This is a genomic window from Bradyrhizobium sp. CB1717 (assembly GCF_029714325.1).
Classification (GTDB): domain Bacteria; phylum Pseudomonadota; class Alphaproteobacteria; order Rhizobiales; family Xanthobacteraceae; genus Bradyrhizobium.
On record NZ_CP121666.1, the window covers coordinates 2,947,537 to 2,965,456 of the forward strand.

The following is a 17,920-nucleotide window of genomic DNA, read 5'->3' on the forward strand; positions in this document are numbered from 1 at the left end:
GAACGCTGTCATTCCGGGATGGTCCGAAGGACCAGACCCGGAATCTCGAGATTCCGGGTTCGGCTCTTCGAGCCGCCCCGGAATGACGGTGGTTGTGGGGAGAGAGCCAGCCTCAGCGCCCAAAGCGCTTGGCCAGCATTTCCTTCAAAATCTGCCGCTTGATATTCTTGTTGGTGAGCGCGCCATCGTGCCACCAGAAGCCGTCGGCCTTCATCTTCTCGCCGGCGCGGACGAAACGCTCGGCGACCTCGGTGAAGTCGGCGTCGGTGTAGTTCAGGCTGAAGATCAGCCGTCCCGTGCCGACCCAGCTCAGCGCCAGGCCTTCGGCGCGCAGGTAATATTGCAGCATCCAGTTGTAGCGGGACGGCGTGGTGTATTTCACCGTCCAGATCGACGAGAAGTTGGCGAACCGGACCGGCAGGTCGGCGCTCTCCATCATCTCGTTGATCTTCCTGACGCGACCGTTCCAGGTTTCCTCCAGCCCGTCATAGACGGCGCGGAAGTTCGGGCTGGCAAGCCGGCTCAGGAACTCGTCCATCGCGGTCATGACGTAGGGGTGCGAGTTGAAGGTGCCGCGGGCAAAGCAGATGTCGGCGGGACGATCGTCGCGGAAGCGGCGCATCAGTTCGCGTCTGCCGCAGACCACGCCGACCGGCAGGCCGCCGGCGAGGCTCTTGCCGTAGGTCACCATGTCGGCCTTGACGCCAAAGTATTCCTGGGCGCCGCCGGCGGCGAGGCGGAAGCCGACGAAGACCTCGTCGAAGATCAGGACGATGCCGCGCTCGGTGCAGACATCGCGCAGCTTCTTCAGCCATTCGGTGTAGGCCGCGCGATCGAAATTGCCGCCGCGGGAGGAATCGACCAGCGAGGAATCGCCGGGCGCGTTGACGTTGGGATGCAGGCCCTGCAGCGGATTGACCAGCACGCAGGCGATGTCCTTGCGCGTGCGCAGGACATGCAGCGTCTTCTCCGACATCTCGGAGAGGGTGTAGGTCTCGTGCGCGGGAATCGGGTTGCCGACGCCGGGCTGCACGTCACCCCACCAGCCGTGATAGGCGCCGGCGAAGCGAACCAGATGCGTGCGCTTGGTGTGGTAGCGCGCGAGCCGCACCGCCTGCATCACGGCCTCGGTGCCGGACATGTGGAACGAGACTTCGTCGAGGCCGGAGATCTGGCAGAGCCGCTGCACGTTCTCGAGGATGACGGGGTGGTAGGGGCCGAGCACGGGGCCCAGCGCATGCGCCCGCTTCTCGGAGCCCTCGATGCATTCCTTGTAGAAGTCGTTGCCGAAGATGTTGACGCCGTAGGACCCCGTGAGGTCGTAGGAGGTGTTGCCGTCGACATCGGTGACGGTGACGCCGCTGGACGATTCCATGAAGGTCGAGGTGCCCAGATGCTCGCGGACGAGACGCGAGAACTGGAACGGCACGCGGTAGCTCTCGGTGAAGTTCAGGTCGGAGATCGTCTCGGCGGCCTCCTTCGTCATCGCGCGACCCCTGGGGTAGCGCTCGGCGTAGAGAGCTGCGAGCCGGAAGAAGGCGTCCTTGCGCTGGGCCACGATGTTTGCGGGTGCGCCGTCGCAACCGAAATATTTGTCGCCTTCGAACTCGTAGAACGGGAGCAGCTTTGCCACCCGGCGCGACATCTTGGAGTGCCCGGCGAGCGACCGGTGCTTGGCGCGGGACAACTCGACCCGCGCCTTGATCTTCGGGAGGACGGCGGCAGCAGACGCTGCGGCGGCCACGGACATCGAGAGAATCGGGAGTGTCGTTTCCATGACAACAAGCGCTAATACTGTGAGCTGACAGATTCATGACAGTCAAAGCCCTCATCGCCTCTTTCACCCAGCAGGAAGACCTCAACTTCCTGTTGACCAATCGCATCCCCCGCGCGGCGCTGACCCGCTTCATGGGCTGGTTCTCCAAGATCGAGAATCCCTTCGTGCGGGACTTCTCGATCGCGCTGTGGAAGCTGTTCTCCGACCTCGATCTGTCGGAGGCACGCAAGACCCATTTTAGGAGTCTGCACGATTGCTTCACCCGGGAGCTCAAGCCGGGCCTGCGGCCGTTCGATCCGGATCCTTCCATTGTCGCCAGCCCGTCCGACGGCATCGTCGGCGCCCACGGGAAGATCGCCGACACCGAGCTGTTCCAGGTGAAGGGCGCGCCCTATTCGCTGCTGGACCTGCTCGGCGATTCCGCCCTCGTCGATCAGCACCGCAACGGCTCCTTTGTCACGCTGCGGCTGACCTCGAGCATGTATCATCGCTTCCACGCGCCCTATGACGCGCATATCGAGCGCGTCACGCTGATCCATGGCGACGTCTGGAACGTCAACCCGATCGCGCTCAAGCGGGTCGAGCGTCTGTTCTGCAAGAACGAGCGCGCGGTGATCCGGACGCATTTGTCGACCGGCGAAGCCGTGACGCTGGTGCCGGTGGCGGCGATCCTGGTTGCGAGCATCCGCCTGCACTTCCTCGACATGGTGCTGAACGCGCAGACGAAGGGACCGGTCAATTTCCCGTGCGACGTCTACGTGAGCAAGGGTGAGGAGCTCGGCTGGTTCGAGCACGGTTCGACCATCATCATCCTCGCGCCCGGCGATTTTGCCTTCTGCGACGGTATTGGCGAAGGCACGCGCATTCGCGCGGGCGAGGCGCTGCTCAGGAGAAAGTAGCCTTCAATCCGCCGCGCCGGCCGCCTATATCGTCTTTCGGGGACGACGATACTGGATGTGAGCTATGGCGCGGGCGCCGGTGATGGCGGCGGGTGGTATTGTGCTGCGGCGGGGAGCGGTGCCGCTGGTTGCGGTCGTGCGTCAGCGCAAGCGCAATGAATGGGTCCTGCCCAAGGGTAAGCTCGACGACGGCGAGACGCCGAAGGAAGCCGCGCACCGCGAGGTGCTGGAGGAGACCGGCCACGACGTCGCCATCCACGAATTTTTGGGCACGCTGGTCTACCAGTCCGGCGGCCGCTCAAAAGTCGTGCACTTCTGGCGGATGGAGGCCGACGGCGGTCCGGTTCGCAAGCTGATGAGCGACATCAAGGCGGTCGACTGGCTGACGCTGGACGATGCGATCGCCCGCCTGTCGCGCGAATATGAGCGCGTGTTCTTGACTCAGATCGGCCCGATCGCGCTCGCGGCGGCAGGACTGGCGCCATCGCCGGCGCCCGCGCCATCGCTGGCGGCCGACGATATCGATGCCGCCTTGCAGACGTTGACGCCGGCGGAAGCTGCGTCTGTCGAGGAGCTGCGGCATGGCCTTTTGCAGAAGGTGAAGGCCTGGCTGCGCGGTGAGGCGTGAGGTCTGTTTACGCCTCGTAGTTGGCGGTGAGCCAGTCTCCGCGAGCTAGTATGTGTGCAGGAGCCTCAGCTCTCTCTAAGCCGTCATTGCGAGCGCAGCGAAGCAATCCAGAGTCCCTCCGCGGAAAGATTCTGGATTGCTTCGCTGCGCTCGCAATGACGGAGAGGAGACAGAGAAGCGCTTCACTCGCACCATCGTTGCGGAAGCAGCCACCGCGCTGAACTGTTACTTATGTCGCTGGTTGCTCAAAGGTCACCGCCGCTCCTTGTCCTTCGGAGCAGGCGCGGGTTTGCGCGGAGCCGCAGGGCGCTGCGTGGCGGGGAGTCGCTGCTGGAATCCGCCCTGGCGCTGGATGCTGCCTGGCTGCTGAGCCGCAGGTGGCTGACCCGGCTGCGTGCCGGTGCGCGGCGCTTGCGGCTGCGGGCTGGGTTGCGGCGTCGCGCTCGGCTTCGGCGGCACGACTCCTCCAGGCTGAATTTGTCCGCCGCGTTGCGGCTGGGTTTGCGGCGTGCCGTTGGGCGCTGTGCCCTGTCCAGCGCGCGGTGCACCCGGACGTCCGGCGCCTTGCTGCTGGCCACGCTGCTGACCCTGACCCGCGCGCTGGCCACCCGGCTGCACCGCGCCGCCTTGTTGACCCTGGCCCTGCCGCTGCGGCGGCTGTGTTCCTTGCCGGCCCGGCGTGCCCGGCTGCTGCTGGCCCGGACGGTTGTTCTGGCCGGGCTGGCCGTTCGGCCGCTGTTGGCCCGGCGCCGTCGTCGGCCGCAATTGCTGCTGCTGCGGCGGTTGCGTCGGCCGCGGAATGCGGCTGATCGCGGCCGGATTGGCGCGGCGGAAGTCGCGCTGCTCGGTCACGATCTGGCGGCCCGTGGTCTGGGCCAGATGCACCTGGCTGACGAAGCCGCGGTCGCGTGCGATCTGCTGCGCGGGAATCGCGATCGGCACGGCCGCAAAACGCATGCCGCCGGCCGTGGCTGCGCCCGGCCGGATCGCAAAGCCGCTCGCGGCCTGTGTCAGCGCGCCTAGCCGCGCGCCGCTGCTGCGGTCGTTGACCTCGATGTGGCCGACCCGGCCGTCGGCGTCGGGATAGAGTTTTATGTTGACGTTGTTCGCAGTGTTCGCGGTCGCGTTTTCGGGCACGTCGACGACGCCGGTGGTGCCGCGGATGCCGAGCGTCGCAGTCGGCGTCGCGATCTTCATGTCGCCGGTCTTCGCCACCGCAGCCGCAACGAAGGCGACGGTGCCCTTGCCGACGTCGAAGATCGCCGAGTTCTGCTTGCCGCCGTCCTCATAGACGTAATTGTCGATGGCGATCCTGGCGCTGGCGGAGAGGTTGAACGTGGTCGCATCGTTGAAGGTGATGCCGAGCGAGGAGTTCGACGAGGTCTGCACGACGTCGTTGAGATAGATGTCGTCGCGCACCCGCAGCGGATACGAGTTCTTGTCGCGGATCACGGTCGCGATCCCCGTCACGGTCGCAACGTTGCCGATCGGCTCGACGGCGGTGGATTGCGAGTCCGGCGCCGGTGTTGGCGAAGCGGATGGCGTCGGTGAAGGTGCGGGCGCCGGTTGAGCCTGTGGCTGTGCCTGCGCAAGCTCGATCGCATCGGATGCGAAAGCCACGCTGCTGCCGGCCACCGGCAAGGCCAGCAGCACGAGCGCGAACACGGAGCGGCGCCAAGCCACCATTGAAGTCACGAGGATGTCCCGGTGAGAACGCGAGGCGAGATCGGGCCGATATCAGCCGCATGAGGCTGAATGGCGGATGAACGTCTGTCACAGGGGAAGGGCGAACGTTCAGACGTCACGTTCGGTGAGGGACGTGGCGCTATACTTTTGGCAGTCATTCCGGGGCGTGCGATAGCGCGAACCCGGAATCGCGAACTTGTCGTAGGACTCTGCCGCGCGAGATCCTCAGGTGCGCAATTGCGCACCATAGTTCGATGCTGCGCATCGCCCCCATTGCGCAATTGCGCAATAGGGATGACGCGCTCCGCGCGTCAGCTCACGCGCTTCCAGGTCTGGCCGCCGCAGAACATGCCGCCGAAGGCGCAGCCCTGCACGCGCAGTGCGTTCGGGCCCTTCATCGCGATCGTGGAGTCGTAGTTGCGGCCGGAGTCGGGATCGTGGATGCGGCCGCTCCACTTCGCACCGTCGGGCTTCATGTTGATCAGGATCCGCTCGTTGGTCTTCTGGGCGTAGCCGCAGAGATTGGCACCGCACTGCTCGACGCGGACATTGCCCTTGTTCTCTTCGGTCGCCCAGACGCCGATCGGCGAGTTCGGGGCCGCCACAGGCGCGGCGGCGACGGGAGCCGGAGCGGGCACATAGGCAGGAGCGGGGGCCGCAACGGGCGCGGGCTGCGCCGCCGTATCGACGGACGGCGCGGCGGCGGCGGTCGGCGCGGGCGCGGCAGGAGCAACAACGGGGGCTGCCGGTGCGGTCGCCTGAACCGGCGCCTGCTGCACGGGCTGCTGCTGCACCGGAGCCGGTGCGGGCTGGGTGGTCGTAGCCGGAGGCGGCGTGGTGTCGACGTCATCATCCTTGGAGCCGCCGAGGCCCTTGAGGTTGATGTTGTTCAGCTTGATCGGCTTGTCCGACAGGCCCGGCGCAACGATGGTGACGCAATCGAGCGAGGCGCAGTTGCGCGGTGTCTCGATGCGGATGTGCTGGCCCTCGATCTGGAACGAGATCGAATTGCCGGCATGCGCAGCGGCGGTCGAAGCGAGGAAGAGCGCGGTAGCGGCGATGGTGAGCTTGTTCATGACAACCTCCGAAATGGCGCGGTCCCGAGATGGACTGAAGTCGCTGGTGGATGAAGCGTGGTTCGACCCTAGGCCGGGCCGGTCCCGCCGTCCGTGACGGACGTCACAACGGCTGGCGCGCGCGTCTGGGTGAGGCAGCGCACATTCAGCCCCGGCTCGTCCCGCGTAACCTCGTCGCGACATGAGGAGGCGCCGATGCAGCGGTTTGCGACTTCGCTTGGCCTATTGATCGTACTGACAGCGATGGCGCCCGCGGCCCAGGCCGGTTCCTACGCCTTCTCGATCGGCGGTCACCGGTTCCATATCGAGGCGTCCAGGAATTGCCGATCCGCCTCCTGTGTTTCGGTGTCCAGCCGCAGTCTTCGGCCGAGGGAAGAGGCCAACACGATACCGGCCCCGTCGCTTGCGCCCGCGCCGATTGTAAGGGCACCGCAGCCGGTCACTCCGGCCGTTCCGATCCGGCCGCCGCAGCCAGCTGTGGTTGCTCCATCACCGGTGTCGACCGCTCCCGTCCTTGCCGCGACGACGTCGCAGCCCGTTGTGCCGCCATCGGCGCCAAGACTCGAGGCATCAAGAGTTGAGGCGCCGGTGCTTGCCTCGAGGCCCGAGAGCAAGCCGGCCACAACGATCGCGAAGCGTAGCGACGGCGAGGCGACCTATTTGCCGCTGGGTGAGTGGGAAAGCCTAGGTGCCAAGAGCACGGTCCGCATCGAGCGGTGCGGCCCGGCCCTGTGCGGCTTTGCGCTCACCGAGACGTCGAGCCGCGGCGAGAGCGTGCTCGTCAACATGAAGCCGAAGACGCACAATGTATGGACCGGCAGCATCTACAGCCGCTCCAGCGGCAACACCTACTATGCGAGGATGACGCTGAAGAGCTCCGGCAGGCTTTACGTCGAGGCCTGCGCGATCGGCCGCTTCTGGTGCTCCGGCAACGACTGGGCGCGCGTGGAGGAGCAGCAGGAGAAGGTGGTGACCTCGTCGCAGCAGTGGAGCGCGCGGTCGTAGCGTTTTTCTTACCTCCCCTGTAGGGGGAGGGTAAGCGGCCGCGATGTGGTTGATCGATGCTAGATCATGCCGAGCACGATGGCGCCGACAAAGGCGATGGCGAGGTACGCGGTGACTACGCTCAGTCTCCCGGCGAACGTCATGAGGTCGGCCCTCCATGCGCGCCGTTTGGCGCGCAGCCCTTATGGTTAACAGAAAGTCTCTTTTCGAAAAAGTCAGCCTCGCTGTCGCTCGTCATCAGCAGCCGTCGGCGCTGCCGCGCCCGGTATGGTTAAAGAACACTGAAATCAACGTGTTGAAGAGTCTTTAAGTAAATTCACCGAACGTGCGCGCATGACGCGCGGAGTTCGTTTGTATCTCGTCGGCTCCATCGTCCTTGTTTCGCTAGCGGGTTGCGGACGCGGCTTCTTCCAGGCCGAACGTGAACCATGGCGGGCCGAGGCCGAAGCGGCGTGCCTGAAATCGGGCGCCGTGAAAGAGAGCGCGGACATCGTCCGCATCGACCCGATCTCGGGGCCCGGCATGTGCGGCGCCGAGTATCCGCTGAAAGTCGCCGCCATTGGCGAAGCCTCCAGCAGCTACGGTTTTGCCGACGAGGCGTTGCGCCCGCCCGGCAGCATCGGCAACCAGCCGCGCTGGCCAGTGCAGCCGCAGTCGAACTACCCGCAGAGCCAGAATTATCCGGCATCGTCCTATCCGCAGCGGCCGAACTATCCCGAGAGCGCGGTGCGCCAGCCATCGGGTTATGGTGCATCCTCCGGCCCGATGTCGCTGAACGCGCCCGGCGTCGCGCCGCAGGAAGACGAGATCGACCTGCCGCCCGAGGGCACCGATGCCGCCGGCGCGGCGCGCTACATGAATGCGCCGAGCTATCCGGCGCGGCAGCCCGGTCCGGCACCTTATTCGCAGCCGCCGGCGCAGCAGCCGCTGCCGCGCCTTGGTCCGGCGCAGGGCAATCCCGTCACCGCCGTCGGCCCCGTCGCGATCAAGCCGACCGCGACGCTCGCCTGTCCGATCGTGTCGGAACTCGACCGCTGGCTCGCCGACACCGTGCAGCCCTCGGCAATGCGCTGGTTCGGCGTCCGCGTCGCCGAGATCAAGCAGATCTCGGCCTATTCCTGCCGAGGCATGAACGGCAATTCGCACGCCCACATCTCCGAGCACGCCTTCGGCAACGCGCTCGACATCTCCGCCTTCGTGCTCGCCGACGGGCGCCGCGTCACCGTGAAGGACGGCTGGCGCGGCATGCCGGAAGAGCAGGGCTTTTTGCGCGACGTGCAGTCGGGCGCGTGTGCGCATTTCACCACGGTGCTGGCGCCGGGCTCGAACGTCTATCACTACGATCACATCCACGTCGATCTGATGCGCCGCGCCAGCCGCCGCCTGATCTGCCAGCCCGCCGCGGTGTCGGGCGAAGAGGTCGCCGGCCGCGCCCAGCAGCGCAATCCCTACGCCGGCAGGCGCGATCCCTATGTCACCGGCTCGCTCGGTACGCGCAAGAGCACGCGGAAGCAGGAAGAGGACGAGTACGCTGACGATTAGGCGGGTTTGCCCGTAGCCCGGATGCAGCGAAGGGCAATCCAGGAAAAGCGTCCCCGCATTCCGCTTCGCTCCATGCGGGCTATGATCGCGCAGCTCTACGGAGCTGGAAAATCATTTCGATCCCTGCTTCGACGGTGCTGGGGCCAGCCCCATGCAGCGCTGCACCTCGGCCGGGACGTTGTAGGTGCGCATGATGTGGCGGCTGTCGCGCAGGCCCGTCGCCTCACGTTGCACCACGAACATCCAGAGGGCCTGGCCGGCTTCCAGCACCAGCTTGCGCCTCGCCGGCTGCATCGAGGCCGCAGTCGGCGTGGCAGCGTGGGCGGCGTCGAACTCGCGCAAACGCGCCAGCGCCTGTTCGAGCGTGCGGCCCATCCGTCCAAGCGCCGAAGCTTGTTCCTGGACGATCTCGTAATGGAGGATATCGACAGGCGGGCGAAGATCACGGGACATGCCTCAAATATAGTGCCGTGAGACGGGCCCGCGCAACGCGCGGCCCGCTTGCCGCTACTTGACCCGGTACGCCGCCAGGAACATCCGCGTCGCGCTGTCGACCACTTCGGTCATGCGCTCTTCCGACGGCGCGGGCGCGGCCTGGAACACGAAGGGCAGGAACAGCGAGGCCTTGCACAGCTCCATGAACTGCGACGCTGCGAGGTCGCAATCCTCGATCCTGAGATCGCCGGAGGCGACATGGATTTTGAGACAATCGGAGAGGCGGTTGATGGTCTTGTCCAGCACCCGCGCATAGTAGCGGCGGCCGACATCAGGCATGCGCTCGGCGATCGCCATCACGGTCCGGATCGCTGATCCGCCGCCGGGCCGGCACAGCAGGTGGATGTAGGCCCGGCCGAACTCCTTCAGCGTGGTCTCGGCATCGCGCACCGGATCGAAATTGAACACGACCTGGCCGTGCTGGAGCGCTTCCTGCTCGAGGATGGCTTCGAACAGCGCGCATTTGTCGGCGAAGTAGACGTAGAGCGTGCCTTTGGAGACCTGCGCGGAACGCGCGATCTCGCCCATGCTGGCGCCGTCGAAACCGAGATCCATGAACACCTTGCGGGCCCCGTCGAGGATCTGGCGGCGCTTGGAGCTGTCCTCCTCCTGGATGACGTGCAGATGTTCGCTGGCAGCTACAACCATTGGTTCAGGGTCTCGGAAGTTTCTGGACGAGGTGCCGACCTGTGAAACGCAAATAAAGGATTCGGGCCAGTAGGGTCCCGACCCGGTAATATTATCTATATTGACCGAACGGTTCGGTCAATGATATTTGGAATGAGCGAGAGGGAACTGGCCGCGAGGCGGCGGTCCTTGGTCGCGCTTTTTTTGGGGAGGCCTTTATGGCCGTATCGAGAGACCAGGCTGCGCGCGTCATTCGCCAGGACATGGTGGAGACGATGTCGGCGAACGACGAGGCTGCGGCCGAGACGCCTGCGGCCCTCGCCGAGCAGTTGCGCTCCCACGTCGCCGAGGAAACCAAGCGCCGCAGCGAGGCGCCCGAGAAGCCCGTAACGGACAAACCGGCCCCAGCGCCGGACGCGCCCGCCGCAGGCGGCGCGCCGAAGTCCGGCAAGCGCAAATTCGTGCTGATGGGCGTCGGTCTCGTGCTGGCGCTCGCGGCCGCGAGCTATGCCGGCTATTACACGCTGGTTGGCCGCTTCTATATCTCCACTGACGACGCCTATGTTCGCGCCAACAACACCATGCTCGGCGCGCGCGTTGCCGGCCACATCTCCTCGATCCTTGCCGGCGACAACACGACGGTGCGCGCCGGCGACATCATCCTCCGCATCGACGATGGCGACTACAAGATCGCAGTCGATGCCGCGGCGACCAAGATCGCGACCCAGCAGGCGACGATCGATCGTATCGGCCGCCAGGTCGCAGCCCTCGACAGCCAGGTCGCCCAGGCCAAGGCGCAGCTCGTCTCGGCCGAAGCCGGCCTCAAGCGCGCCGACCTCGACTATGAGCGCCAGCAGGCGCTGAGCAGCAAGGGCTTTGCCTCGCGCGCCACTTTCGAGAGCTCGGAAGCCGGACGCGACCAGGGCGCCGCCGCCGTCAAGGCCGCGCAGGCCGCCTATGACGTCGCGGTCAGCAACGTCGATGTCGCCAAGGCGCAGCAGGCCGAAGCGCAGGCGCAGCTCGCCGAGTTCAAGACCTCGCTCGCAAAGGCCGAGCGCGATCTCGCCTTCACCGCGGTGCGCGCGCCGGTTGGCGGCACGTTCTCCAACCGCCTGGTCAATGCCGGCGACTTCGTCGCGGTCGGCCAGCGGCTCGGCAACGTCGTGCCGCTCGACGACGTCTATATCGACGCCAACTTCAAGGAGACGCAGCTCAAGCGCATCCGTCCCGGCCAGCCGGTGACGATCAAGGTCGATGCCTATGGCATGCGCAAGTTCTCCGGCGTGGTCGACAGCATCGCGGCGGGCGCAGGCTCGGTGTTCACGCTGCTGCCGCCCGACAACGCCACCGGCAATTTCACCAAGATCGTGCAGCGCGTGCCGGTCCGCATCCGCGTGCCGAAATCGGTGGCGAAGCAGAACCTGCTCCGCGCCGGCATGTCGGTCTACGCCACCGTCGACACCAACAAGGGCGCCGCCGACGCCGACAGCGAGGTCGATCTCGACGATCCCACCATGATCCATCCGCAGTAGCCAGAACCCGAGCGCTGCGAGGTCAGACCATGGCCAACGCCACGACCGCTTCACCCGCCATGATGGCGAGCCCCGCTTCGGAGCGCATCGCGCCGAAGCGGCTGCTCGCGTTCATCATCATGGTGTTCGGGATGTTCATGTCGATCCTGGACATCCAGATCGTCTCGGCGTCCCTCAGCGAAATCCAGGCCGGCCTGTCGGCGAGCTCCAGCGAAGTCTCCTGGGTCCAGACCGCTTATCTGATCGCCGAGGTCATCGCGATCCCGCTGTCGGGCTTCCTGTCGCGCGCCTTCGGCACGCGGCTCTTGTTCGCGATCTCGGCGGCCGGCTTCACCGCCTCGAGCCTGCTCTGCGGCTTCGCAACGACGATCGAGGAGATGATCCTCTGGCGCGCGCTGCAAGGCTTCCTTGGCGCCGGCATGATCCCGACCGTGTTCGCCTCGGCCTACACCGTCTTCCCGCGCACGAAATTCCACATCGTCGGTCCCATCATCGGGCTTGTTGCGACCCTGGCTCCCACGATCGGGCCGACCGTCGGCGGCTACATCACCGACCTGATGTCATGGAACTGGCTGTTCTTCATCAACGTCGTGCCCGGCATCGGCATCACCTTGGGCGTTCTCGCGCTGGTCGATTTCGACGAGCCGCATTTCGAATTGCTCGACCGCTTCGACTGGTGGGGCCTCTTGTTCATGGCCGGCTTCCTCGGCACGCTGGAATATGTGCTGGAGGAAGGTCCGCAATATGAATGGATGCAGGACACTTCGGTGGCGATCTGCGCCTGGATCTGCGCCATCTCGGCGATCGCCTTCTTCTGGCGCGTGTTCACCGCGGCCGAGCCGATCGTCAATTTGCGCACCTTCTCCAACCGCAATTTCGCGATCGGCTGCGTCCTGCAGTTTTGCATCGGCATCGGTCTCTACGGCCTGACCTACATCTATCCGCGCTATCTCGCCGAGGTGCGCGGCTACAGCGCGCTGATGATCGGCGAGACCATGTTCGTCTCGGGCATCACCATGTTCCTGGTCGCCCCGCTGGTCGGCCGGCTCATGGTCAAGATCGACATGCGCTACATGATCGCGTTCGGCCTCGTCGTGTTCGCGATCGGCTCGTACCAGATGACCTGGATCACGCGCGACTACGATTTCTACGAGCTGCTGGTGCCGCAGATCCTGCGCGGCGTCGGCATGATGTTCGCGATGGTGCCGACCAACAACATCGCGCTCGGCACGCTGGCGCCAGACCGGGTGAAGAACGCGAGCGGCCTGTTCAATTTGATGCGCAACCTCGGCGGCGCGGTGGGCCTCGCCGTCATCAACACGGTGCTGAACGACCGCACCGATTTGCACATCACGCGCCTGCAGGAGCGCGTGACCTGGGGCAATGCCACCGCGACCGAGACCCTGACCATGCTCCAGCAGAAATTCCAGGGGCTCGGCGATTCCACGCTGATGGCGATGAAGCAGCTCAGCCAGATCGTGCACCGCCAAGCCGTGGTGATGAGCTTTGGCGATGCCTTCTTCGTGTTGACGGTTTTCTATCTCGGCCTCAGCCTGCTGGTGACACTGCTGAACAAGCCGGCTTCGATGACCGGCGGCGGCGACGCGCATTGACGCCGCACACTCGGTGTCGTCGCCCGGCTTGACCGGGCGACCCAGTACGCCGAGACAGTTGTGAGTGAGCCGATGGGCCGCGGCGTACTGGATTCCCCGCCTTCGCGGGGAATGACGGCGGAGTGGGAGGCGACACCCCGCACCAAATTGCAACACTCATCCGTGATCTCGCGCGGGCCCCGTTGCAAATCGCCCGCGGCACATCTATAAAGCGCACCTCATTCAATCGAACCGGGGAGATTTGCATGATTTCGTCGCTTTCGCAGATCGTACGCCCGCGCTCGATGATCTTCTGGTTCGGTATGTACGCGGCCTGTTAGAGGCCTCTTCCGCCAGCTTCGATTGGGCCAAGGTTTCGACCAGGCGTCCCGATCGCTCCGCTTCCCAAGTCAAAATCAGTCTTACGTGACGCCGTCGCGGCCTTCGGGCCGACTTGCGTCAATCGATGGAGCCGGCCCGCGCGAAGCGGCCGGATGATGCCATGACCGCTTTGTCAAAAAAGCCCGCGGCGATACGCGTGGTGCTGCCCTTCGTGTTCAAGCACTGGCTGAAGCAGCCGGGGCGTACGCTGATCGTCGCCGGCGGCCTCTTGGGCGCGACCGTCGCCGACCTGTTCATGCCGGTTTTCTCCGGACAATTGGTTGATGCGTTGACGCGCGGCTCGTCCGACCCCGATGCGCGCCACGCCGCGCTGGCCGCATTCGGCGCCATCGTGGCGCTCGGTGCAGCCTCCGTGGTGCTCAGGCTGATCGGTCTCCAGGCGATCGTGCCGTTCACGCTGAAGACCATGACGGAGGTGGCGCAGGACGCGTTCATGCGCGTGCAGCGTTTCTCGACCGACTGGCACGCCAACGCCTTCGCCGGCTCCACCGTGCGCAAGATCACGCGCGGCATGTGGGCGCTCGACCTGCTCAACGACACCATCCTGATGGCGTTGGCGCCCTCGTTGCTGGTGCTGATCGGCTCTGTGGTCCTAATCGGCCTGCACTGGGCGTCGCTCGGCGCGGTGATCGCGGTGGGAGCGCTGTTTTACGTCGCCATCACCGTGCTGTTCTCGACCCGGTACATCGCGCCGGCCGCGCGCATCTCCAATGCCTGGGACACCAAGGTCGGCGGCACGCTGGCTGACGCGCTGACCTGCAACGCGGTGGTGAAATCCTTCGGCGCGGAGGCGCGGGAGGACGCGCGGCTCGCCCGTGTCGTCAACCGCTGGCGCGTGCGGGTGCGGCGGACCTGGTTCCGCTACAACTACACGGCCATGGCGCAGCTCGCGCTGCTGCTGGCGTTGCGCGCCTCGGTGATCGGCGGCTCGGTGCTGCTGTGGATCTCGGGGCATGCCTCGCCCGGCGACGTCACCTATGTGCTGACGAGTTACTACGTCATCCACGCCTATTTGCGCGACGTGGGTATGCACATCAACAACCTGCAGCGCGCGGTGAACGACATGGACGAGCTGGTGGCGATCCATGACGAGCCGATCGGGATTGTCGATGCCGCGGGCGCCCGGCCGATCGCGATCGAGGGCGGCGAGATCGTGTTCGACGACGTCACGTTCCATTATGGCGGCCATCGCGCGCCGCTGTATGACGGCCTGTCGCTCACGATCCGTGCCGGCGAACGCGTCGGCCTGGTCGGCCGCTCCGGCTCCGGCAAGACCACCTTCGTCAAGCTGGTGCAGCGGCTCTACGACGTCACCGATGGTCGCGTGCTGATCGACGGGCAGGACATCGCGCTGGCGACGCAGCAATCGCTGCGCAGCCAGATCGCGATCGTGCAGCAGGAGCCGATCCTGTTTCACCGCTCGCTCGCCGAGAACATCGCCTATGGCCGGCCCGGCGCCAGCCTCGAGGCGATCGAGCAGGCGGCGCGGCTCGCCAATGCGCACGACTTCATCCTGCGCCTGCCCAAGGGCTACGGCACGCTGGTCGGCGAGCGCGGCGTAAAGCTGTCGGGCGGCGAGCGGCAGCGCGTGGCGCTCGCGCGCGCGTTCCTGGCGGACGCGCCGGTGCTGATCCTGGACGAGGCGACGTCGAGCCTCGATTCGGAATCGGAGGCGCTGATCCAGCAGGCGATGGAGCGGCTGATGAAAGGCCGCACCTCGATCGTGATCGCGCACCGGCTGTCGACGGTGCGGAGCCTCGATCGGATCCTGGTGTTCGACCGCGGCGAGATCGTCGAGCAGGGCACGCATGCCCTGCTCGCGGGCAAGCCGGGGGGAATCTATCGCGGCCTGTTCGAGCGCCAGGTGGTGGAGCTCGGGCAGATCGCAGCAGCGGAATGACGCGCGTGGCCGGCGGACGAGGGAGAACGTCCGCAGGCCGCGAAGGATTGGGCTGGATTGGACTGACATGAAAGACCTGACGCGCGGCTCCATCGTGGGCCACATCCTGAGCATGGCACCGCCGATCGTGGTCGGCATGATCACGATCATGATCTGCCAGCTCGTCGACCTCTACTTCGTCTCGAGCCTGGGCGAGGCTGCGATCGCCGGCGTCGCCGCGGCCGGCAACGCCGGCTTCCTCGTCAATGCCCTGATGCAGGTGCTCGGCGTCGGTACAGTTGCCTTGATGGCGCATGCCGTGGGCCGCAAGGACCGTGACGATGCCAATCTGGTGTTCAACCAGTCGGCCGTCCTGTCGGTGCTGTTCGGGCTGCTGACACTGGTTGCGGGTTTCGTGCTGTCGCGTCCCTATATGCGCGCGGTTGCGGCCGACGAGGCAACAGTCAAAGCCGGCACCGTCTATCTGCTCTGGTTCATGCCGGCACTGGCGCTGCAATTCGCGACGCAAGTGATGGCGTCCGCGTTGCGGGCGACCGGCATCGTGCGGCCGAGCATGCTGGTGCAGGCGCTGGCGGTGGGCATCAACATTGCGCTCGCGCCGATCCTGATCTCGGGCTGGGGCACGGGGCATCCGCTCGGTGTCGCCGGGGCCGGCCTAGCAAGCTCGATTGCCGTCTTCATCGGGGTGCTGATGCTGCTCGCGTATTTCCTGAAGCTGGAGCGTTACGTCGCCTTTCATCCCGCGCAATGGCGGCCTCAGCTTCGGCAGTGGAAGAGAATCCTCAATGTCGGCCTGCCCGCTGGCGGTGAGTTCGTTATGGTCTTCATCATCATGGCCGTGGGCTATTATGTGCTGAGCGTTTTCGGCCCGGCGGCGCAGGCCGGATTTGGTATCGGCACGCGTCTCCTCGGCCTAATCCAGATGCCTGCGCTCGCCGTCGCGCTGGCTGCGGGACCCATCGCCGGTCAGAATTTCGGCGCAGGCAATGGTGCGCGCGTGCGGGAGACCTTTGTCAAGGCGGCGCTTGTCGCGACCGCGGTGATGACTGTCCTCCTGATGCTCGCGCAGCTCGCGCCAGGTCTGTTGCTTGCCGGCTTCTCGAATGATCGAGAGACGATGGCAGTTGCGTCGCTCTTTCTGCGCATCGTCTCGTTCAACATGGTGGCGCAGGGGCTGATCTTCACCACGTCCAGCATGTTCCAGGGGCTCGGCAACACCAAGCCCGTGCTGGTGACTTCGGCAATGCGGGTCCTCAGCTATTCCCTGCCGTCGATCTGGCTCTCGACGTGGCCGGGCTTTCGGATGGAGCATGTCTGGTATTTGTCGATCGCGACAACGACGCTTCAGGCCGGGCTGAGCGTGTGGTTGCTGCACCGCGAGTTCGGCAAGCGCCTGGCGCCACTGCGGCACCCCGAGGTTCCGGCGCAGATGGAGGCTGAGCCTGAAGCGCCTCCCGCGCGCGCACCGGCGTAGCGACGGCTGATTGTTGTGTTGGCGTGCGCGTCAGTGCGCGCCAACGCTGTTCCAGACGAGGGTGAGGCCCGACAGAAACAGCAGGCCTAGCACGACATCGCCAAAATGCTTGTCGTTCAGCGCGTGGTAGACGCGCGCGCCGGCCCAGGCTCCGATCAGCGTGCCCGGAAAGGCGACAGCTGCGAGCCAGACCACCTTGAGGGCGACGAGGCCGGACGCCGTCTGCAACACCAGCGCGGTGGCGAGCACCGTGAAATTGAAGAGCTGGAAGATGCCGCGCCGCTCGTGCTTGTTCCAGCCGCGGATGTTCGCCCACAGGATCGGCAGCGGCCCGGACAGTCCGGCAAGCCCGCCCAGAATGCCGCCGGCAAAACCGATCGCGCCGTCGGCGATGCGGCCGCCGAACTTGAAGGCGAGCGGCCGCTTGTTGAGATAGAGCGCCGTCGAAAAGATCAGCAGCAACACGCCGACGCTCAGCTTGAACACTTTCGGATCTGCGGAAGCGACCATCATGGTTCCTAGCGGCACGCCGATCAGTCCGCCGATCAGGAACGGCCACACCAGCGAAAGATCAAAACTCTTCCACATCGACGGCAGCGTCGAGGTCTGCGCGATCACCGAGCAGATCAGCACCAGCGGCACCGCGAGCGAGGGCGGCAGGACGTAGAGCCAGATCCCGAGCGCCATCAGCGCGGTGCCGAATCCGGCAAGGCCCGAGACGAAGCCGCCGGCCAGCGCGCCGAACAGCAGCAGCGCGTAAGTGGACGTTTCCACCAATCATTTCCTGTTGTTAGCGGCGATGCCCAGCTTCGATCGCCGCTTTTGAGCGTCATCTGGCGCATAGCACAGATGCGGCCGGGCAGGTCAATTTCAAAACCGCACGCAAGCGTGATCCCCAAGGGAGGGTCAGGGGCGAGCGTTCGCCTGGGAGGCTCCTACATGACGCCTGTACTTTGATCCTGGGGGCCTGCCGGGCGTCATGCCGCACCGTCCCTGACGAGATGATGGAGCGTGATCATGACCCGCGTGAACATTGCCGTTGCGGCCGCATTGTTGTCGGCCGCCGCCCTGACGCCGACATTGGCGCAGGCACAGTTTTCCGAGCCCGCCGCCTATCAGGCCGCGCATCCCGACCGCGATGTGCTCAATGGCGGCCAGCTCACGCCCGCGGGACGCGCGGCCCGTGGCGAGACAGTGGTCCCGAGCGAGGCCTATGCGGCTTATCCCGCAGCCGTTGCACCGGTCGTTCGCCCGCGCCATCGCCGTCACCATCAATAAGAGGAGT

At 65.7% G+C, this 17,920-nt stretch carries 15 protein-coding genes; 9 read left to right on the forward strand and 6 right to left on the reverse strand.

What is annotated here, in order from left to right; all coding sequences use genetic code 11:
- Positions 1-112: 112 nt before the first annotated feature.
- Entirely contained in the window at positions 113-1,777 is a 1,665-nt protein-coding gene (locus QA649_RS13965) for an aminotransferase class III-fold pyridoxal phosphate-dependent enzyme (RefSeq protein WP_283024696.1), read from the reverse strand.
- Between the two features lie 35 nt (positions 1,778-1,812).
- On the opposite strand from QA649_RS13965, the gene asd reads away from it, so the two are divergent.
- Both asd and QA649_RS13975 read left to right on the forward strand, forming a co-directional pair.
- Entirely contained in the window at positions 1,813-2,676 is an 864-nt protein-coding gene (asd, locus tag QA649_RS13970; protein ID WP_283024697.1) for an archaetidylserine decarboxylase, read from the forward strand.
- A 64-nt stretch (positions 2,677-2,740) separates the two neighbouring features.
- Entirely contained in the window at positions 2,741-3,304 is a 564-nt protein-coding gene (locus tag QA649_RS13975) for an NUDIX hydrolase (protein WP_283024698.1), read from the forward strand.
- A gap of 252 nt (positions 3,305-3,556) precedes the next feature.
- Here the strand turns inward: QA649_RS13975 and QA649_RS13980 are convergent, their stop codons facing one another.
- A complete protein-coding gene (locus tag QA649_RS13980; protein WP_283026025.1) occupies positions 3,557-4,990 on the reverse strand; it encodes a FecR domain-containing protein in 1,434 nt (477 codons plus the stop codon).
- Between the two features lie 311 nt (positions 4,991-5,301).
- The gene (locus QA649_RS13985) at positions 5,302-6,066 is read right to left on the reverse strand and encodes a DUF2147 domain-containing protein (RefSeq protein ID WP_283024699.1); all 765 of its coding nucleotides are present in this window, start codon (positions 6,064-6,066) and stop codon (positions 5,302-5,304) included.
- 588 nt (positions 6,067-6,654) lie between these two features.
- On the opposite strand from QA649_RS13985, the gene QA649_RS13990 reads away from it, so the two are divergent.
- On the forward strand, positions 6,655-7,071 hold the full coding sequence (locus tag QA649_RS13990; protein ID WP_283024700.1) for a DUF2147 domain-containing protein: 417 nt from the start codon (positions 6,655-6,657) through the stop codon (positions 7,069-7,071).
- A 333-nt stretch (positions 7,072-7,404) separates the two neighbouring features.
- Positions 7,405-8,613, forward strand: a complete 1,209-nt coding sequence (locus QA649_RS13995) for an extensin family protein (RefSeq protein WP_283024701.1) — start codon at positions 7,405-7,407, stop codon at positions 8,611-8,613.
- 111 nt (positions 8,614-8,724) lie between these two features.
- Here QA649_RS13995 and QA649_RS14000 read toward each other — a convergent pair whose 3' ends face one another.
- Together QA649_RS14000 and QA649_RS14005 are read right to left on the reverse strand one after the other, a co-directional pair.
- The gene (locus QA649_RS14000) at positions 8,725-9,066 is read right to left on the reverse strand and encodes a DUF6665 family protein (protein ID WP_283024702.1); all 342 of its coding nucleotides are present in this window, start codon (positions 9,064-9,066) and stop codon (positions 8,725-8,727) included.
- Positions 9,067-9,120: 54 nt separating this feature from the next.
- On the reverse strand, positions 9,121-9,756 hold the full coding sequence (locus tag QA649_RS14005) for a TetR/AcrR family transcriptional regulator (protein ID WP_283024703.1): 636 nt from the start codon (positions 9,754-9,756) through the stop codon (positions 9,121-9,123).
- A gap of 197 nt (positions 9,757-9,953) precedes the next feature.
- On the opposite strand from QA649_RS14005, the gene QA649_RS14010 reads away from it, so the two are divergent.
- The 4 genes from QA649_RS14010 to QA649_RS14025 all read left to right on the forward strand — a co-directional run bounded on the left by QA649_RS14010 (position 9,954) and on the right by QA649_RS14025 (position 16,635).
- Positions 9,954-11,267: an HlyD family secretion protein gene (locus QA649_RS14010; protein WP_283024704.1), complete on the forward strand. Its 1,314-nt coding sequence runs from the start codon at positions 9,954-9,956 to the stop codon at positions 11,265-11,267.
- Between the two features lie 29 nt (positions 11,268-11,296).
- Positions 11,297-12,880: a DHA2 family efflux MFS transporter permease subunit gene (locus tag QA649_RS14015; RefSeq protein WP_283024705.1), complete on the forward strand. Its 1,584-nt coding sequence runs from the start codon at positions 11,297-11,299 to the stop codon at positions 12,878-12,880.
- Positions 12,881-13,361: 481 nt separating this feature from the next.
- A complete protein-coding gene (locus QA649_RS14020) occupies positions 13,362-15,161 on the forward strand; it encodes an ABC transporter ATP-binding protein (protein WP_283024706.1) in 1,800 nt (599 codons plus the stop codon).
- A gap of 67 nt (positions 15,162-15,228) precedes the next feature.
- A complete protein-coding gene (locus tag QA649_RS14025) occupies positions 15,229-16,635 on the forward strand; it encodes an MATE family efflux transporter (RefSeq protein ID WP_283024707.1) in 1,407 nt (468 codons plus the stop codon).
- Positions 16,636-16,665: 30 nt separating this feature from the next.
- Here the strand turns inward: QA649_RS14025 and QA649_RS14030 are convergent, their stop codons facing one another.
- On the reverse strand, positions 16,666-17,409 hold the full coding sequence (locus QA649_RS14030; RefSeq protein ID WP_283024708.1) for a sulfite exporter TauE/SafE family protein: 744 nt from the start codon (positions 17,407-17,409) through the stop codon (positions 16,666-16,668).
- Positions 17,410-17,652: 243 nt separating this feature from the next.
- Between QA649_RS14030 and QA649_RS14035 the strand changes: the two genes are divergently transcribed.
- Positions 17,653-17,913, forward strand: a complete 261-nt coding sequence (locus QA649_RS14035) for a hypothetical protein (protein WP_283024709.1) — start codon at positions 17,653-17,655, stop codon at positions 17,911-17,913.
- The last annotated feature ends 7 nt before the right edge of the window (positions 17,914-17,920 follow it).

Excerpts from the sequence above, each read along its gene's own strand:
- QA649_RS13965 (WP_283024696.1), bottom strand. The coding sequence starts at position 1,777 with ATGGAAACGACACTCCCGATTCTCTCGATGTCCGTGGCCGCCGCAGCG.
- asd (WP_283024697.1), top strand. The coding sequence starts at position 1,813 with ATGACAGTCAAAGCCCTCATCGCCTCTTTCACCCAGCAGGAAGACCTC.
- QA649_RS13975 (WP_283024698.1), top strand. The coding sequence starts at position 2,741 with ATGGCGCGGGCGCCGGTGATGGCGGCGGGTGGTATTGTGCTGCGGCGG.
- QA649_RS13980 (WP_283026025.1), bottom strand. The coding sequence starts at position 4,990 with ATGGTGGCTTGGCGCCGCTCCGTGTTCGCGCTCGTGCTGCTGGCCTTG.
- QA649_RS13985 (WP_283024699.1), bottom strand. The coding sequence starts at position 6,066 with ATGAACAAGCTCACCATCGCCGCTACCGCGCTCTTCCTCGCTTCGACC.
- QA649_RS13995 (WP_283024701.1), top strand. The coding sequence starts at position 7,405 with ATGACGCGCGGAGTTCGTTTGTATCTCGTCGGCTCCATCGTCCTTGTT.
- QA649_RS14000 (WP_283024702.1), bottom strand. The coding sequence starts at position 9,066 with ATGTCCCGTGATCTTCGCCCGCCTGTCGATATCCTCCATTACGAGATC.
- QA649_RS14005 (WP_283024703.1), bottom strand. The coding sequence starts at position 9,756 with ATGGTTGTAGCTGCCAGCGAACATCTGCACGTCATCCAGGAGGAGGAC.
- QA649_RS14010 (WP_283024704.1), top strand. The coding sequence starts at position 9,954 with ATGGCCGTATCGAGAGACCAGGCTGCGCGCGTCATTCGCCAGGACATG.
- QA649_RS14015 (WP_283024705.1), top strand. The coding sequence starts at position 11,297 with ATGGCCAACGCCACGACCGCTTCACCCGCCATGATGGCGAGCCCCGCT.
- QA649_RS14020 (WP_283024706.1), top strand. The coding sequence starts at position 13,362 with ATGACCGCTTTGTCAAAAAAGCCCGCGGCGATACGCGTGGTGCTGCCC.
- QA649_RS14025 (WP_283024707.1), top strand. The coding sequence starts at position 15,229 with ATGAAAGACCTGACGCGCGGCTCCATCGTGGGCCACATCCTGAGCATG.
- QA649_RS14035 (WP_283024709.1), top strand. The coding sequence starts at position 17,653 with ATGACCCGCGTGAACATTGCCGTTGCGGCCGCATTGTTGTCGGCCGCC.